At 71.1% G+C, this 13,752-nt stretch carries 15 protein-coding genes; 8 read left to right on the top strand and 7 right to left on the bottom strand.

Annotated features, from left to right (window positions below):
• Nucleotides 1-62: 62 nt before the first annotated feature.
• Nucleotides 63-839, top strand: a complete 777-nt coding sequence (locus C6Y14_RS31805; RefSeq protein ID WP_107020326.1) for a globin domain-containing protein — start codon at nucleotides 63-65, stop codon at nucleotides 837-839.
• Nucleotides 840-1,000: 161 nt separating this feature from the next.
• Here the strand turns inward: C6Y14_RS31805 and C6Y14_RS31800 are convergent, their stop codons facing one another.
• Nucleotides 1,001-1,930, bottom strand: coding sequence for a helix-turn-helix transcriptional regulator (locus tag C6Y14_RS31800; protein WP_107020325.1), 930 nt, complete (start codon nucleotides 1,928-1,930; stop codon nucleotides 1,001-1,003).
• Nucleotides 1,931-2,113: 183 nt separating this feature from the next.
• Between C6Y14_RS31800 and C6Y14_RS31795 the strand changes: the two genes are divergently transcribed.
• The 3 genes from C6Y14_RS31795 (at nucleotide 2,114) to C6Y14_RS31785 (ending at nucleotide 5,945) form a co-directional block, all read left to right on the top strand.
• On the top strand, nucleotides 2,114-3,154 hold the full coding sequence (locus C6Y14_RS31795; protein ID WP_107020324.1) for an NAD(P)-dependent alcohol dehydrogenase: 1,041 nt from the start codon (nucleotides 2,114-2,116) through the stop codon (nucleotides 3,152-3,154).
• A 218-nt stretch (nucleotides 3,155-3,372) separates the two neighbouring features.
• Nucleotides 3,373-3,762 carry a VOC family protein gene (locus tag C6Y14_RS31790; protein WP_107020323.1) on the top strand — a complete coding sequence of 130 codons (390 nt, stop codon included), beginning with the start codon at nucleotides 3,373-3,375 and terminating at the stop codon, nucleotides 3,760-3,762.
• A 74-nt stretch (nucleotides 3,763-3,836) separates the two neighbouring features.
• Nucleotides 3,837-5,945 carry a restriction endonuclease gene (locus C6Y14_RS31785; RefSeq protein ID WP_199854934.1) on the top strand — a complete coding sequence of 703 codons (2,109 nt, stop codon included), beginning with the start codon at nucleotides 3,837-3,839 and terminating at the stop codon, nucleotides 5,943-5,945.
• 9 nt (nucleotides 5,946-5,954) lie between these two features.
• On the opposite strand, the gene C6Y14_RS31780 is transcribed toward C6Y14_RS31785, so the two are convergent.
• Complete coding sequence (locus C6Y14_RS31780; protein WP_107020321.1) at nucleotides 5,955-6,416, bottom strand: winged helix-turn-helix transcriptional regulator; 462 nt, start codon at nucleotides 6,414-6,416, stop codon at nucleotides 5,955-5,957.
• 136 nt (nucleotides 6,417-6,552) lie between these two features.
• Between C6Y14_RS31780 and C6Y14_RS31775 the strand changes: the two genes are divergently transcribed.
• From C6Y14_RS31775 to msrA, 3 genes are all read left to right on the top strand, one after another.
• Complete coding sequence (locus C6Y14_RS31775) at nucleotides 6,553-7,197, top strand: NADPH-dependent F420 reductase (protein WP_107020320.1); 645 nt, start codon at nucleotides 6,553-6,555, stop codon at nucleotides 7,195-7,197.
• A gap of 364 nt (nucleotides 7,198-7,561) precedes the next feature.
• Nucleotides 7,562-8,113, top strand: a complete 552-nt coding sequence (locus C6Y14_RS31770; RefSeq protein WP_107020319.1) for a DUF3455 domain-containing protein — start codon at nucleotides 7,562-7,564, stop codon at nucleotides 8,111-8,113.
• A 226-nt stretch (nucleotides 8,114-8,339) separates the two neighbouring features.
• Nucleotides 8,340-8,852, top strand: coding sequence for a peptide-methionine (S)-S-oxide reductase MsrA (gene msrA / locus C6Y14_RS31765; protein WP_107020318.1), 513 nt, complete (start codon nucleotides 8,340-8,342; stop codon nucleotides 8,850-8,852).
• An 89-nt stretch (nucleotides 8,853-8,941) separates the two neighbouring features.
• On the opposite strand, the gene C6Y14_RS31760 is transcribed toward msrA, so the two are convergent.
• Nucleotides 8,942-9,535, bottom strand: a complete 594-nt coding sequence (locus C6Y14_RS31760; RefSeq protein ID WP_107020317.1) for a DUF4291 domain-containing protein — start codon at nucleotides 9,533-9,535, stop codon at nucleotides 8,942-8,944.
• A gap of 89 nt (nucleotides 9,536-9,624) precedes the next feature.
• Nucleotides 9,625-10,746 (bottom strand): hypothetical protein, encoded by a 1,122-nt coding sequence (locus C6Y14_RS31755; RefSeq protein ID WP_107020316.1) that lies wholly within the window; start codon nucleotides 10,744-10,746, stop codon nucleotides 9,625-9,627.
• Nucleotides 10,747-10,976: 230 nt separating this feature from the next.
• Between C6Y14_RS31755 and C6Y14_RS31750 the strand changes: the two genes are divergently transcribed.
• Nucleotides 10,977-12,131 carry a cystathionine gamma-synthase gene (locus tag C6Y14_RS31750; RefSeq protein WP_107020394.1) on the top strand — a complete coding sequence of 385 codons (1,155 nt, stop codon included), beginning with the start codon at nucleotides 10,977-10,979 and terminating at the stop codon, nucleotides 12,129-12,131.
• 74 nt (nucleotides 12,132-12,205) lie between these two features.
• On the opposite strand, the gene C6Y14_RS31745 is transcribed toward C6Y14_RS31750, so the two are convergent.
• The 3 genes from C6Y14_RS31745 to C6Y14_RS31735 form a co-directional block, all read right to left on the bottom strand.
• Nucleotides 12,206-12,457 (bottom strand): hypothetical protein, encoded by a 252-nt coding sequence (locus C6Y14_RS31745; protein WP_107020315.1) that lies wholly within the window; start codon nucleotides 12,455-12,457, stop codon nucleotides 12,206-12,208.
• Nucleotides 12,454-12,957: a sigma factor-like helix-turn-helix DNA-binding protein gene (locus C6Y14_RS31740; RefSeq protein ID WP_107020314.1), complete on the bottom strand. Its 504-nt coding sequence runs from the start codon at nucleotides 12,955-12,957 to the stop codon at nucleotides 12,454-12,456. Before C6Y14_RS31740 ends, C6Y14_RS31745 begins: the two co-directional genes overlap by 4 nt.
• A 184-nt stretch (nucleotides 12,958-13,141) precedes the next feature.
• Complete coding sequence (locus C6Y14_RS31735) at nucleotides 13,142-13,642, bottom strand: MarR family winged helix-turn-helix transcriptional regulator (protein WP_199854938.1); 501 nt, start codon at nucleotides 13,640-13,642, stop codon at nucleotides 13,142-13,144.
• Nucleotides 13,643-13,752 lie beyond the last annotated feature (110 nt).

Below are 13,752 nucleotides of genomic sequence, written 5' to 3'. Positions count from 1 at the left end.
ATACGCACGAACGGCCCGCCGGAAGCACAGCTGCCGGCGGGCCGTTCGGGTAGGGGGAGGACATGACCGCGCACACCGTTGAATACATCAGGTACCTCATCCCCGAGGAGCAGTCGGCGCTGTTCCTCGCCGCGTACTCCCGGGCCGCCTCGCACCTCGCGGCGGCCCCGCAGTGCGTCGACTACGAGCTGGCCCGCAGCGAGGAGGACTTCCAGCACTACGTGCTCCGGATCACCTGGACGTCCACCGAGGACCATGTCGAGGGGTTCCGCGAGTCCGAGCTGTTCACCGACTTCGTCGCCGAGATCGGCCCCTTCACCGGGTTCGTGGAGGAGACACGCCACTACAAGCCGACGACGGTACGGGGGACGGGGGCGGCCGTGCCCACGCTGTTCGCCTGGGCCGGGGGTACCGAAGCCTTCGCGCGCCTCACCGAGGTGTTCTACGACAAGGTCCTCAAGGACGACGTCCTGGCCCCCGTCTTCGAAGGGCTCGCCGCCGAGCACGCGGCGCATGTGGCCTCCTGGTTCGGGGAGGTCTTCGGGGGGCCGCCCGTGTACTCCGAGACGCAGGGAGGGCACGGACACATGGTCGCCAAGCACCTGGGGAAGGGGATCACCGAGGTGCAGCGGCGGCGGTGGGTGAACCTGCTGCAGGACGCGGCGGACGAGGCGGGGCTGCCTTCGGACGCGGAGTTCCGGTCCGCGTTTCTCGCTTACGCGGAGTGGGGGACGCGGTTGGCCGTGTACTTCTCAGGCCCGGACGCGACACCGCCGGCCGAGCAGCCGGTCCCGCAATGGTCCTGGGGTTCGGCTCCGCCGTACCGGGCCGGGGCCTGAGGGGGCGATTCCGGCTGCGGGTCCGGTGGGGGCCGGCCGCGCAGTTCCCCGCGCCCCTAGGAGGTTTTCAGCCTCTCCGGCGTTTGAGGAGCGGGGGTTCGGGGGCGGAGCCCCTGAGTGCGGGACGGGACGGGTAGGGGCGGCGGGGGCGAGGGAAAAGGCTATTGCCTCGGCGCCGACGTGCCCGCCCGCACCGCGTCCGTACCCCAGCTCGCGAGCAAGCGCAGCGCCTCGGCAGAGGCGGACCCCGGCTCCGGGTGATACGTCACCATCGACAGCTCCTCGTCGTCGACGAGCTTGAACGTCTCGAAGGAGAGCGTCAGCTCACCCACCAGAGGGTGATGCAGCCGCTTCACCCCATGACTCTTCTCCTTGACGTCATGCGTCGCCCAGAGCCGCCGGAACTCCTCGCTCTTCACGGACAGCTCCCCGACGAGAGCCGACAACCGCGGATCGTCCGGATGGCACCCCGCGTCCATCCGCAGAAAACTCACCATGTCGGACGCCTTCTGTTCCCACTCCACGAACAGCTCGCGGTACTCGGGCCGCAGGAACACCATCCGCGCCCAGTTCCGCTCCTGCGCCGGCAGCTGGGCCCAGTCCCCGAAGACCGCCGCGCTCATCCGGTTCCACACGAGGATGTCCGAGCGCCGCCCCACGACGTACGCGGGCACACTGTCGAACGTGTCGATCAGCTGCCGCATCGCCACCCGCACCTGCTGCGGCCGGGCCGACACCTTCTTCTTGTGCTGCTTGGGCTTCGCGAGATGCGTCAGATGCGCGTGCTCGGCGCCGCTCAGCCGCAGGGCGCGCGCGATCGCGTCGAGCACCTCCGCCGACACGTTCCGGCCGTTGCCCTGCTCAAGGCGGGTGTAGTACGCCACGGACACCCCGGCCAGCTGCGCCAGCTCCTCGCGGCGCAGCCCCGGCACCCGGCGGTGCCGCCCGAAGTCCGGCAGCCCCACGTCCTCCGGCTTCAGCCGGGCCCGGCGGGTGCGCAGGAACTCGCTGAGCTCGGCGCGCCGGTCCAGCGGCCGTCCCGGCTCCTGTCCGGTCCCGCCGGTGGGCTCCTGAGAGGCCTGTTCGTCCATACGTCCAGTATTCACGCTGCTACACGGTCGTACGCATACGAGCCTGCCCCCGCCAGTAGTAGGACCAGTGGACGTACGAAACACCGTGGTCTGGGTGAAGGACGGCAAAGGGGGCAGGCTGGACGCCGTACCCGGCCGGAAGGCAGGCCGGGCACGGATCCACTCCTTAGGAGAACCCTCCGCATGACCACTGTCGCCGCATACGCCGCCCCCGCCGCCAAGGCTCCGCTGGAGCGCACCACCATCGAGCGTCGCCCGGTCGGCGAGCAGGACGTCCTCATCGAGATCAAGTTCGCCGGCATCTGTCACTCCGACATCCATCAGGCCCGTGAGGGCTGGGGCGAGGCCATCTTCCCGATGGTCCCCGGGCACGAGATCGCCGGTGTCGTCACCGAGGTCGGCTCCGGTGTCACCAAGTTCGCCGTCGGCGACCGCGTCGGTGTCGGCTGCATGGTCGACTCCTGCCGCGAGTGCGAGAACTGCAAGGCCGGCCTTGAGCAGTACTGCGTCGAGGGCAACACCGGCACGTACAACGCCGTCGACCGCAGCGGCGAGAACACCTACGGCGGCTACTCGACCCACATCGTGGTCGACGAGGCCTTCACCGTCCGTATCCCCGAAGGCATCGCCCTGGACGAGGCCGCGCCGCTGCTGTGCGCCGGCATCACCACGTACTCCCCGCTCAAGCACTGGAACGCCGGGCCCGGCAAGAAGGTCGCGATCCTCGGCATGGGCGGCCTCGGGCACATGGGCGTCAAGATCGCGCACGCGCTCGGCGCCGAGGTGACCGTGCTCTCGCAGTCGCTCCGCAAGAAGGACGACGGGCTGAAGCTGGGCGCCGACCACTACTACGCGACCAGTGACCCGCAGACCTTCGAGGAGCTGCGGGGGTCGTTCGATCTGATCCTCTCGACCGTTTCCGCTCCGCTGGACCTGGACAAGTTCCTGTCGCTGCTGCGGACCGACGGCGCGTTCGTGAACGTGGGCGCGCCCGAGGAGCCTGTTTCCCTGAACCTGTTCTCCGTGATCGGTGGGCGCAAGACGCTTGCGGGGTCCGGGATCGGGGGGATTCGGGAGACGCAGGAGATGCTGGACTTCTGTGCGGAGCACGGGTTCGGGGCGGAGATCGAGCTGATCTCTGCGGCTGAGATCAACGAGGCGTACGAGCGGGTGCTCGCGAGTGATGTGCGGTACCGGTTCGTGATCGACGCGGCCACGATCTAGCTCCGCTGGGGTGCGTTGTCCTCTGCGGGTCCGCTGTGGCTGGTCGCGCAGTTCCCCGCGCCCCTAAAAGCAAGAGACTGCGCTGTTCTCCGCGCCCCTATGTGCCCCCATCGGGATATTCCGGTGGGGGCACTGTCGTACAGGTACGGGCCCCGGCGTTGATGTGTACGGGAGCATGGAACGTGCCGAGCAGCCGGCGAACCGAGGAGGTCCGTACGATGACCGTCGAGCTGAACCATACGATCGTCGCCGCCCATGACAAGAAGACGTCCGCCCGCTTTCTCGCCGACATCCTGGGCCTGGAGGTGAGTCCCGCGTACGGGCCCTTCATCCCCGTGCGGATCCCGAACGGGGTGACCCTCGACTACATGGACGCCGTCGGCTCCATCCCGCCCCAGCACTACGCCTTCCTGGTCTCCGAGGACGACTTCGACACGATCTTCGCCCGTGTCCAGGACGCGGGTCTCACCTACTGGGCGGACCCGTACCACCGCCGTGTCAGCGAGATCAACACGAACGACGGCGGTCGCGGCACGTACTTCGAGGACCCGAACGGCCACAGCCTGGAGATCCTCACCCGGCCCTACGGAAGCGGGACGCGGGAGTAGGCGGGGCAGCCGGCACGCCTACGATGTGCTTTTCGGCTGCCATTGTCCTGTGTCCTGGGGAGGGCCTGCAGCGCATGTCTCGTCGCTCTACCGGTTTTGTCGGCGTGTGGGCTGAAGTGCAACGGCAGCAGCAGCGCCAGCTGGAAGTCGAAGCCAGGCAGCGCAGGCGCGCGGAACAGCAGACGCTCGCCTACCAGCGCCGAGCGGCCCAGAACCACCGCCAGTACCGGCAGGCCGAGGCACAGCGCCGTACCGACGAACTGGACGCGCAGGTCGCCTCGTTGCAGGGCCTGCTCGCCGCAGGCTGTCGGACGCCTCCCTTCAGGGCCGCCTCGCTCCTGCGGCCCGAGGCGGTCGAGCCCTTCGCGCCGGGACCGCTGGCCCAGCCGGTCCGCATGCCGGACGCCGGCCGGTACCAGGTGCAGAGCGGCTGGACCGCGAACCGCCGGGCCCAGGCGCAGGCCGAGGCCCGGGCGCGCTTCGAGCACGACTGGCACGCCGCCCAGGCCGCCGAGGCGCACCGGCAGCAGCAACTGGCCGCCTACCAGCGGCAGTACCAGCAGTGGGCCGACGCCCAGCTGGCCGACGTACGCCGCCACAACGCGAGCGTCGCCGAGGTGACCGACGGCGTCCGGCGGCTGGATCCCGACGCGGTGATCGAGTATTTCTCCGCCGCTCTCTACGCCTCGACGGCGTGGCCGGAGGACCTGCCGCGCCAGGTCGCGGCGGCCTACGACCCGGCGGCCCGGGAACTGGTGCTGGACTGGGAGCTGCCCGGCTTCGGCATCGTCCCCGAGGTCAAATCCGTCCGGTACGTGGCCGGGACCGACCAGGACAAGGAGACCCCGCAGCCCGTGAGCCGGCGGCGGGCGCTGTACCGGGACGTTCTCGCGCAGTGCATGCTGCTCGTCCTGCACGAACTCTTCGCCGCGGATGAACTGGGCGCACTCGAAGCGGTGACCCTGAACGGGTTCGTGGACGGACACGACCCGACCACGGGCAGGCCGGGCCAGATCTTCCTCGCGACCGTCATGGCCTCCCGCTCGTCGTTCCGCGACCTGCACCTCGCACAGGTGGACGCGGGCAGCTGCCTGTCCGACGCGCTGCGGGGACAGCTCTCGGCCCGGCCGGACCAGCTCACACCGGTACGGACGGGGCGTCGGCCGCAGGACGTCGGCAACCGTGTCGTCGCCCACGGCGGCGACGAGGAACCCGACCTGTACGCCATGGACCCCATCGCCTTCGAGAACCTCGTCGCCGAACTCTTCCGGGCCATGGGGATGCAGGCGGTGACGACCCAGCGCTCCGGCGACGGCGGCGTGGACGTCGACGCGCTGGACCCGGCACCGATCCGGGGCGGCAAGATCGTCGTACAGGTCAAGCGGTACCGCAACACCGTGCCGCCCACCGCCGTACGAGACCTGTACGGGACCGTGCAGGACGCCGGGGCCAACAAGGGTGTCCTGGTGACGACTTCGGGCTTCGGCCCCGGCTCGCACACCTTCGCCAACGGCAAACCGCTGGAACTCGTCTCCGGCCCCCAGCTCGTCGACCTGCTGCACCGGCACGGGCTGCGGGGGCGGCTGGGGGAGGGCGACCGGGCGGGTGACCGGGTGAGCGGTGGCGGCACGCGGTCGGCGGGTGCGGCGAGCACGGCGGCGGCGGGGGCGCCGCCGGACACCGGCGACCGGCTGCCCGACGACTACAACGTCCTCGGCATGTCGTGGTCCGGGAACGTGGCCCTGGACGTGTGCGCGCTCGTCTGCGCCGGCAACCGCGTCCTCAGCGACGAGCACTTCGTCTTCTTCAACAACCCGCGGACGCCCGACGGTTCGGTGCGCACCCTGCCCGCCACCGGGTCCGACAAGGCCGCGATCTGCGTGTCCTTCGACGGGCTGCCGGAGCGGGCGGACCGGTTCGTCCTCGTGGCCGCGGTCGACCCCGAGGCCGATCCGGACGCCGACCTCTCCGGGTTCACCGACGCCCGTATCCGGCTGCTCGACCCGGAGATGTCCGAACTGGGACAGCTGGAGGTCTCCGACGGGCGACCGCGCGAGACCGCGCTGGTGCTCGGCTCCTTCCGCCGACGGGCGGGCGGCGACTGGGACTTCGTCCTCGGCGGCAAGGGCTACACCGGGGGCCTGACGGAACTCGTCCGGGACCACGGCATAGAGGTGGAGTAACCCGCCGACCTACCGCGACCTTCGGGCTGCTCCGGCTGCTCCGGCTTCCCCGGCTGCCTCGGCTTCCCCGGCCTCCTCGACTGCCTCCGCTTCCACAGCCCCCTCCGCTTCCCCAGCCTCCTGGGCTTCGAGGAGTTCGTCGCCGTGCTCGGTGACCCAGCGGCCGAGCGCCGTCATGGGGCCCTCGACCAGGCTCCGCCCCAGCGCGGTCAGGGCGTACTCGACGCGCGGCGGCGCCTCGGCATGGGCCCGGCGGCCGATCAGACCGTTGGCGAGGAGGCGGCGCAGTGTGTCGGTCAGCACCTTGTCGCTGATGCCGCCGATCGCGGCCCGCAGATCACGGCGCCGGCACGGTCCCGCGCGCAGGGCCGCCAGGACGACGGGGTCCCAGGTGTGCGCGAACAGATCGGCGCCGGCACGCAGCCGGCAGTCGGCGACCAGCTCGTAGCAGTGCGCGTCGTCGTCGGCCATGTCCGCTTCCCCCGCCTTTCCGCCGGCCCTCTCCGCCATCATCGCGCGTCGGTCGCGCACCGATCGGTGCGCGACGGGCTCCCTACCGTGACTACGCAACTGACAGCAGCGGACAGCGGTTTGTGAGGCGGCGACGATGCGTATCGGGATCCTGGGAACGGGAACACTGGCGGCGGCCCTGGGCGAGGGCTGGATCCGGGCGGGGCACGAGGTGTGGATCGGCGGACGGTCGCAGGCCAAGGCGGACAAGCTCGCCGGACGGTTGGGGCGCCTGGGTCGGGGGGCGTTCGCCGGCACCCCGCGGGAGGCGGCCACGGACCGCGACGCCGTACTCCTCGCCGTGTCGTGGGACGGCGTCGAGGACATGCTGGGACTGGCGGGCGCGGCCGAGGGCGTCCTCGCGGGCACGCCCCTGATCGACCCGACGAACGCCGTCGCGCACGGTGTCGGCGATCTGCTCACCGGACACGGCGAGTCGATGGCGACGCGGATCGCCGGGCTCGCACCGGGCGCTCATGTGGTGAAGGCGTTCCATCTCTTCCCCGCCGGACTGTGGACGGCCCCCGCCGACGACGGCCGGCCCCGTCCGACCGTGGCGATGTGCGGCGACGAGCCGGCGGCCCTGCGGGTCGTCGGCGACCTGGTGAGCGACGTCGGCGGAGCCCCGGCGACTCTGGGGTCGCTGGACCGGGTCCGCCAGTTGGAGGAGGTCGCGGGCTTCGTCATAGGTCTCGCGTTCGCGGGCGTGGACCCCAACTCCGCGATACCCAAGGTCTCTTGAGGAGGTGACGGGGCATGCGGGGTGTCCGCCGGGACCGCCGTGACGTGACCGGCCGTATGCCCCCCAGGCCCTCGCCAGGCGGTACGGGGCCGGTGATACTCCTTGCTCCGTCACGTGCTGCGCGCCCGCGCTCAGCTGGGCGGCCCGGGCCGTCGCCCCGGCGATGGTCCCCGCACGGCGGAACGGCGTCGGTGTCCGTGCGGTGCCGGTGCCGGTGCCCGTGCCCGTGCCGGTGCAGGCGGCCGTGTTCGCGCCCGCATCCGAATCCGCGTGCCCGTCCGCTGCCACTCCCGCTGCCGCTCCCGCGCCCGTGACCTCGTACAGACATCATTTCTGGTTTTCTGGATCTCTGGAGACGCATCCGATGAAGCTCGCCAAGCGACTTGTCCTCACCACCGCGGCACTCGCCGCCGTGACCGCCGGCACGCTCTCCGGCGCGTCGGCCGACCAGGCCGCGGTCTCGCAGCCCGTACGGGTCGGCGTCGGCGTTCCCGACGCGCTGAAGGTCCCGGACGGCAACCGGCTCACCGGTGTCTTCGCCGCCACCGGCGTCCAGACGTACACCTGTACCGACGGTGCCTGGAAGCTGCTGGAGCCCGCCGCCACCCTGTCGGTGAAGGGCGACCGCCACCACCGCCCGGTGGCCCTGCACTCCCGCGGACCCGTCTGGGTGTCCACGGTGGACGGCAGTGCCGTGAACGCCGCCGCCGTCGCCACCTCGCCCAAGACCGGCACCATCCCCGAGCTGCTGCTCAAGTCCACCGCCACCCGCGGCGCCGGCGTCTTCGCCGACGTCTCCTACATCCAGCGCCTCGCCACCGACGGCGGCGTGGCCCCCACCGCCGCCTGCACCGGCACCGAGCAGGTCGGCGTCCCGTACTCCGCCACGTACACCTTCTACAAGCCCACCGCGTGACGGCCTGAAGCAGCGCCGACTGAGGCTGAGAGCTGAAAAGGGGCTGAAGAGGGGCTGGACAGGGGCAGGGACTCCCGTACGACATCCGGGGGTCCCTGCCCCCGTTCGGCCGGGTACGGAATCGGCCGGAACCCTCGTGCGTTGAGGGGAGTGGGCATGGAAGCCGGTGGTGAGCGAGCCGAGCGGCCCGAGTGACCGAGCTGACTGACATTTGGAAGGGGCCGCAATGGTTGCGCAGACACAGAGGGCCGTGCTGGCGGGCGGATGCTTCTGGGGGATGGAGGACCTGATCCGCCGACTCCCCGGCGTGACGGCGACCCGGGTCGGATACACCGGGGGCGACGTGCCGAACGCGACGTACCGTAACCACGGGACGCACGCGGAGGCCATCGAGATCCTTTTCGACCCCGCGGGGACCGATTTCCGTACGATCCTGGAGTTCTTCTTCCAGATCCACGACCCGAGCACCAAGAACCGCCAGGGCAACGACCTGGGGCTCAGCTACCGCTCGGCGATCTACTACGTGGACGACGAGCAGAAGCGGATCGCCGAGGACACGATCGCGGACGTGAACGCCTCCGGTCTGTGGCCGGGCGAGGTCGTCACCGAGGTGGAGCCGGTCGGCCCCTTCTGGGAGGCCGAGCCCGAGCACCAGGACTACCTGCAGCGTTACCCGGACGGCTACACCTGCCACTTCCCCCGCCCGGGGTGGCGCCTGCCGGCCCGCGCGGAAGGCTGACCGCCAGGGGCCCGTCGGTCACACCACCTGTGACCGACGGGCCTGTTCGCGTGGACGCGGGGCCTCGTGGGGACGGGCGAGCGTTCCCTTCACTCACCCAGCTGGGCAAGAAGCTCCTCTCCGACCGGGTAGGGACGCTCCTGGGGCAGCAGCCGTGCCGCCGAGTCGAGGTCTCCGCCGCTGACGAGTGCGTGGATCTCACGGGCGAGCGGAGTCACGTCGCGGATCGCGACCGTCCACTCGTCCGCGTAACGCCGTGCGGCCTCACCGGAGAGGCCGAGCTGCAGGGACCGGTACGGCAGGGGCTGGAGGCGCAGGTCCCGCTCGGGGTCCCACTGCACACGAGTCGGCGCGCGCTTCAACCGACGCTGCCATGCGGCACGATCCGGGTGGACCCCGCGCGCGTAACCCGACAGACAGGCGTGGCGCAGCGCCCACTCGAAACCCTCCCGCTCGATCTCGACAGCGAGAACGACCTCCTGCCCTTCCTTGGCGCCCCACCCACAGCGGTACATCATCCACAGGAACGACGGCTTGATCCACGTCATCCTGTCCCGCTTCCACATCGCCGGGAAACGCCCGTCGCGGACGGCGGGCAGGCCGATCTCCGGGGAGTAGGCCTGGTAGACGGTGATCGTGGATTCCGAGTGCGCCGCGCGGATCCTGTGTTGCGGTTCTTCCATGGCGTACAGCGTGGGGGCGGCCGGTTCGGGCGGCCACCCATTTTCGCCGGGGCGGAAAGCCCCCCAGTTCGGGCGGGCCCGGGCCGCGCTCAGTGCGGCAGCGTCGCCGGGCTCCCCCCGTTCGCCTCGTAGCCCGCCACCGACAGGGCCCGGTACACCGCGTAGTCCGCCGCCGGGTCGGGCGTCAGGGTCCAGGGCAGGGCGCCCACGTGGCCGTCGACATGCACCAGCTGGTTCATCGACTCCGCCCAGCGCTCGCCGCGTACCAGGAAGAAGACGAGCAGATGGCGGACATGGGCGAGCATCGGGTCGTCCGGGCGGGCCGCGTGGACCGCGAAGAGCGCGCCGTGGACCGCCTTCGTCACGACCTCGCTCTGGTAGAAGCTGCTGACGAGGTTCACCTCGGGAAGGTGCTCGAAGACCGCGAAGAGCGGCATGGCGGCGAGCAGGGAACCCCGGGGAGCGCGCGCCGCGGCCGCCTCCGCGAACGAGTAGGCCGTCTCCCGCGAGCCGTGCCACTTCTCGCACCAGTAGTGCAGCGCCGCCAGATGCGCCCCCATGTGCGCGGGATCCCGGTCCAGGATCTTCAGCCAGAGCTTCTCGAACTCCGGCTGCGAATAGGCGAGCCCGCGGGCCACGGAGAGCTCGATGATGTACGGGATCGGGTCGCCCGGAGCCAGCAGCGCCGCGTCACCGCAGGCCGACCGCGCCTCCTCCATGATGATCCGGAACTCGTCCGTCCCCGGTGACGACGTACGCCACGCCTGCTGCACCAGGAACTCCGCGTGCACCGCCGCGCCGCCCGCGTCCTTGGGCTGCTCGGCCCGCCACACCCGCAGCCACTGCCCGCCGGGGTTGTCGCTCACCCCGCCGGGGCGCTGCTGCAGTTCCAGCGACGCGGCCCCCGCGAAGGCCTGGACGCGCTGCCAGCGCCGCTCGCCCTCCGCCTCCGTACCGGCGAGGAGCTGCGACGCGGCGCGGTGGTCCTGGCTGCGCTGCACCAGGTCGAGGACCTCCAGCAGGTCCTGGTCGGGGCCGGGCATGCGGATGTCCAGCTCCTCCTGCCGAAGGAAACCGTAGTTCGCCGGGTCCGCGGCGTCCGGGTCGCCGGGGGCGACCTGCTGGATACCACCGGCACGCCTGCGCGACACGATCGGTCCGACAACGAATCCGATCATGACCAGCGCTATCAGGACCCAGAGAATCTCCATGCCACAAGCGAACCAGACGCGTCCGACAATTGGCCAACCAGGGCGGCGGCTCCTGTGGAAAACCTTCGTCGAAGGCCGGAGAAAGGCCGGAGAAAGGCCGGAGAAAGGCCGGAGGGAGGCCGGAGGGAGGCCGGAGGGGGCGGTTCCACCAGGAACCCCGGCGACGGGCTCGGGCCAGGAGGTGGACGTCCGCCGTCATCATGCCCGCGGGCGCACTACCCTCGGTGCCCATGAGCGACAGGCACATCAGTCAGCACTTCGAAACCGTGGCGATCCACGCGGGCAACACCGCCGATCCCCTCACCGGCGCGGTCGTCCCGCCGATCTACCAGGTCTCGACCTACAAGCAGGACGGCGTCGGCGGTCTGCGCGGCGGCTACGAGTACAGCCGCAGCGCCAACCCGACCAGGACCGCGCTTGAGGAGAACCTCGCCGCCCTGGAGAGCGGCAGCCGCGGGCTCGCGTTCGCGTCCGGACTGGCGGCCGAGGACTGCCTGCTGCGTACGCTGCTCAGTCCCGGCGACCACGTGGTCATCCCCAACGACGCGTACGGCGGTACGTTCCGCCTCTTCGCGAAGGTCGTCTCGCGGTGGGGGGTGGAGTGGTCGGTCGCCGACACCAGCGACCCCGCGGCCGTACGGGCCGCCATCACCCCGAAGACCAAGGCGGTCTGGGTGGAGACGCCCTCCAACCCGCTCCTCGGCATCACCGACATCGCCGCGCTCTCGCACGTCGCACGGGAGGCCGGCGCGAAGCTGGTCGTCGACAACACCTTCGCGAGCCCCTACCTCCAGCAGCCGCTCGCGCTCGGCGCGGACGTCGTCGTGCACTCGCTGACCAAGTACATGGGCGGCCACTCCGACGTCGTCGGCGGCGCCCTCGTGGTCGCCGACCAGGCGCTCGGCGAGGAGCTGGCCTACCACCAGAACGCGATGGGCGCGGTCGCCGGCCCGATGGACGCCTGGCTGGTGCTGCGCGGCATCAAGACGCTCGCCGTCAGGATGGACCGGCACAGCGAGAACGCCGGCAAGGTCGCCGAGATGCTCACCCGGCACGCGCGCGTGACGCGCGTCCTGTACCCCGGCCTTCCGGAGCACCCCGGTCACGAGACCGCCGCCAAGCAGATGCGGTCGTTCGGCGGCATGGTCTCCTTCCAGGTCGAGGGCGGCGAGGAGGCGGCCGTCGAGGTCTGCAACCGCGCCAAGGTGTTCACCCTGGGCGAGTCCCTGGGCGGCGTCGAGTCCCTGATCGAGCACCCGGGGCGGATGACGCACGCGTCCGTGGCCGGGTCCCTCCTTGAGGTCCCCGCCGATCTCGTACGCCTCTCCGTGGGCATCGAGAACATCGACGACCTCCTTGAGGACCTCAAGCAGGCCCTCGCGTAGCCCGACAGGCCCGGTCGAGGTCCCAGGCGGCCTTTCAGAGGCTGCTGCCCCGCAGAGGCCGCCCGCCGGACCTTTCACCAGCCGGTCAGCGGTGGAGTCGTCTCCGACGGCGGCTCCACCCACGGCTGGGCGACCGACAGCCACACCACGAGGGCCACGGTCGCCGCGAGCAGCACCAGCCACATCAGCCGCCGGGCGAACGTCCGGCGGCGCAGCATGCGCCCGCCCCTGCGGACGGCCTCCGTGTACAGATCCGGCGGTACGGGCGGCTGCGGTTCCTCCAGAATGCGCCGGACATCGGCCTCCCTGCGGTTGACGGGGCTCATGAAGGCACCACTTTCGCGACCGGCGGGGCGGCCTGCCGGGGCGGATGCAGGAGCGTTGCCATGGCGCGGGCGCAGATCGCCCGTACGCGTTCCGTGGGCAGCCCCAGCAGCGCGGCGGCCTGTTCCTCGGCGACGCCCTCGTACATGCGCAGCACGAGGATCAGCCGTTCCTGAGGGGTGAGGTGGCGCAGGGCGCTGTCGGGGCGGCCACGGGGATACGGCCGGCCGAGGCCGCCGTACTGGTGCCAGGCCCCGCGCGCGAAGCGCACCGCCAGATACTGCCGGGTCCGGTCGTACGGGTCCTCGCCGTGCAGACGGTCCCAGACGGCGTACGTGTGGGCCAGGGACGCGGTGAGCAGGCGCCGCGCGCGCGGGTTGTCGTCCGGGGGCTCCGCGGTGAGCAGTGTGGCGGCATGCAGCAACCGCCCTGCCGCGCCCGCGACGAACGCCTCGAACTCCCGGGCACGGCGGGCGTTCCGGGACGCCTGCCGCTCTCGCACCGCGCCTCCCCGTGGGAAAAGCGGGCCCTGGAGACGTACGCCGTGAACGGTCGCGTACGCCGGGACCCGACTTCATATGAGGCCAGGCGCGGGCCCCTGGTCAAGAGGCCGGCACGAGACGGTACGCCCGGATCCGGCCGGTGTGGCCCGGAGCGGTGGCGGGCGGTGGGCGGCGTACGGGCGGTCAGGAGGTTGCCGGTGCCTCCGCGGACGGCGACGCGGCCATGCGGGTGGAGAGAGCGGTGTTGAAGCGCGTGAGCAGCGTGCAGAAGGCCTCGCGCTCCTCGGGTGACCACTCCTGGGTCAGTTCCGCCATCAACTGGCGCCTGGAGGAACGCACTTCGTCCAGACGGGAGAGTCCGCGCGGCGACAGCTGGAGCACCACGGCCCGCCCGTCCTCCGGGTGGGAGGTGCGCTTGACGAGGCCGGTGTCGACCAGCGGGGCCACCTGCCGGGTGACCGTCGACGAGTCGATCCCCATGCTCGCGGCGAGCGCCTTGACGCCCATCGGGCCTTCCTTGTCAAGGCGGTTGAGCAGCAGGTAGGCGGCGCGGTCCATCGAGTTGCGCACCTGGCCGACCCCGCCGAGCCGGGTCTGTTCGGCACGGCGGGCGAACACCGCGACCTCGTGCTGCAGCGTTTCGAGAAGACCGGTGTCACCGACGGTCGTCATGTCCATCGACATTCCAGGTGTTGTGGGCATGGCCGGGGGCTCTATTCATGCGTGGGGCTGGCTTGGGTTGGGGGACAGAGTACGCGGACGGGGGGCGGGCCGTACGGGCGCTGGGCAAACCG

Origin of the sequence: Streptomyces dioscori (genome assembly GCF_003024195.1) — a bacterium.
Lineage (GTDB): Bacteria > Actinomycetota > Actinomycetes > Streptomycetales > Streptomycetaceae > Streptomyces > Streptomyces dioscori.
Note: the sequence above shows the minus strand (reverse complement) of the source record. Positions and strands in the feature narration are given on the sequence as shown.

Excerpts from the sequence above, each read along its gene's own strand:
- C6Y14_RS31805 (WP_107020326.1), top strand. The coding sequence starts at position 63 with ATGACCGCGCACACCGTTGAATACATCAGGTACCTCATCCCCGAGGAG.
- C6Y14_RS31800 (WP_107020325.1), bottom strand. The coding sequence starts at position 1,930 with ATGGACGAACAGGCCTCTCAGGAGCCCACCGGCGGGACCGGACAGGAG.
- C6Y14_RS31795 (WP_107020324.1), top strand. The coding sequence starts at position 2,114 with ATGACCACTGTCGCCGCATACGCCGCCCCCGCCGCCAAGGCTCCGCTG.
- C6Y14_RS31790 (WP_107020323.1), top strand. The coding sequence starts at position 3,373 with ATGACCGTCGAGCTGAACCATACGATCGTCGCCGCCCATGACAAGAAG.
- C6Y14_RS31785 (WP_199854934.1), top strand. The coding sequence starts at position 3,837 with ATGTCTCGTCGCTCTACCGGTTTTGTCGGCGTGTGGGCTGAAGTGCAA.
- C6Y14_RS31780 (WP_107020321.1), bottom strand. The coding sequence starts at position 6,416 with ATGGCCGACGACGACGCGCACTGCTACGAGCTGGTCGCCGACTGCCGG.
- C6Y14_RS31775 (WP_107020320.1), top strand. The coding sequence starts at position 6,553 with ATGCGTATCGGGATCCTGGGAACGGGAACACTGGCGGCGGCCCTGGGC.
- C6Y14_RS31770 (WP_107020319.1), top strand. The coding sequence starts at position 7,562 with ATGAAGCTCGCCAAGCGACTTGTCCTCACCACCGCGGCACTCGCCGCC.
- msrA (WP_107020318.1), top strand. The coding sequence starts at position 8,340 with ATGGTTGCGCAGACACAGAGGGCCGTGCTGGCGGGCGGATGCTTCTGG.
- C6Y14_RS31760 (WP_107020317.1), bottom strand. The coding sequence starts at position 9,535 with ATGGAAGAACCGCAACACAGGATCCGCGCGGCGCACTCGGAATCCACG.
- C6Y14_RS31755 (WP_107020316.1), bottom strand. The coding sequence starts at position 10,746 with ATGGAGATTCTCTGGGTCCTGATAGCGCTGGTCATGATCGGATTCGTT.
- C6Y14_RS31750 (WP_107020394.1), top strand. The coding sequence starts at position 10,977 with ATGAGCGACAGGCACATCAGTCAGCACTTCGAAACCGTGGCGATCCAC.
- C6Y14_RS31745 (WP_107020315.1), bottom strand. The coding sequence starts at position 12,457 with ATGAGCCCCGTCAACCGCAGGGAGGCCGATGTCCGGCGCATTCTGGAG.
- C6Y14_RS31735 (WP_199854938.1), bottom strand. The coding sequence starts at position 13,642 with ATGTCGATGGACATGACGACCGTCGGTGACACCGGTCTTCTCGAAACG.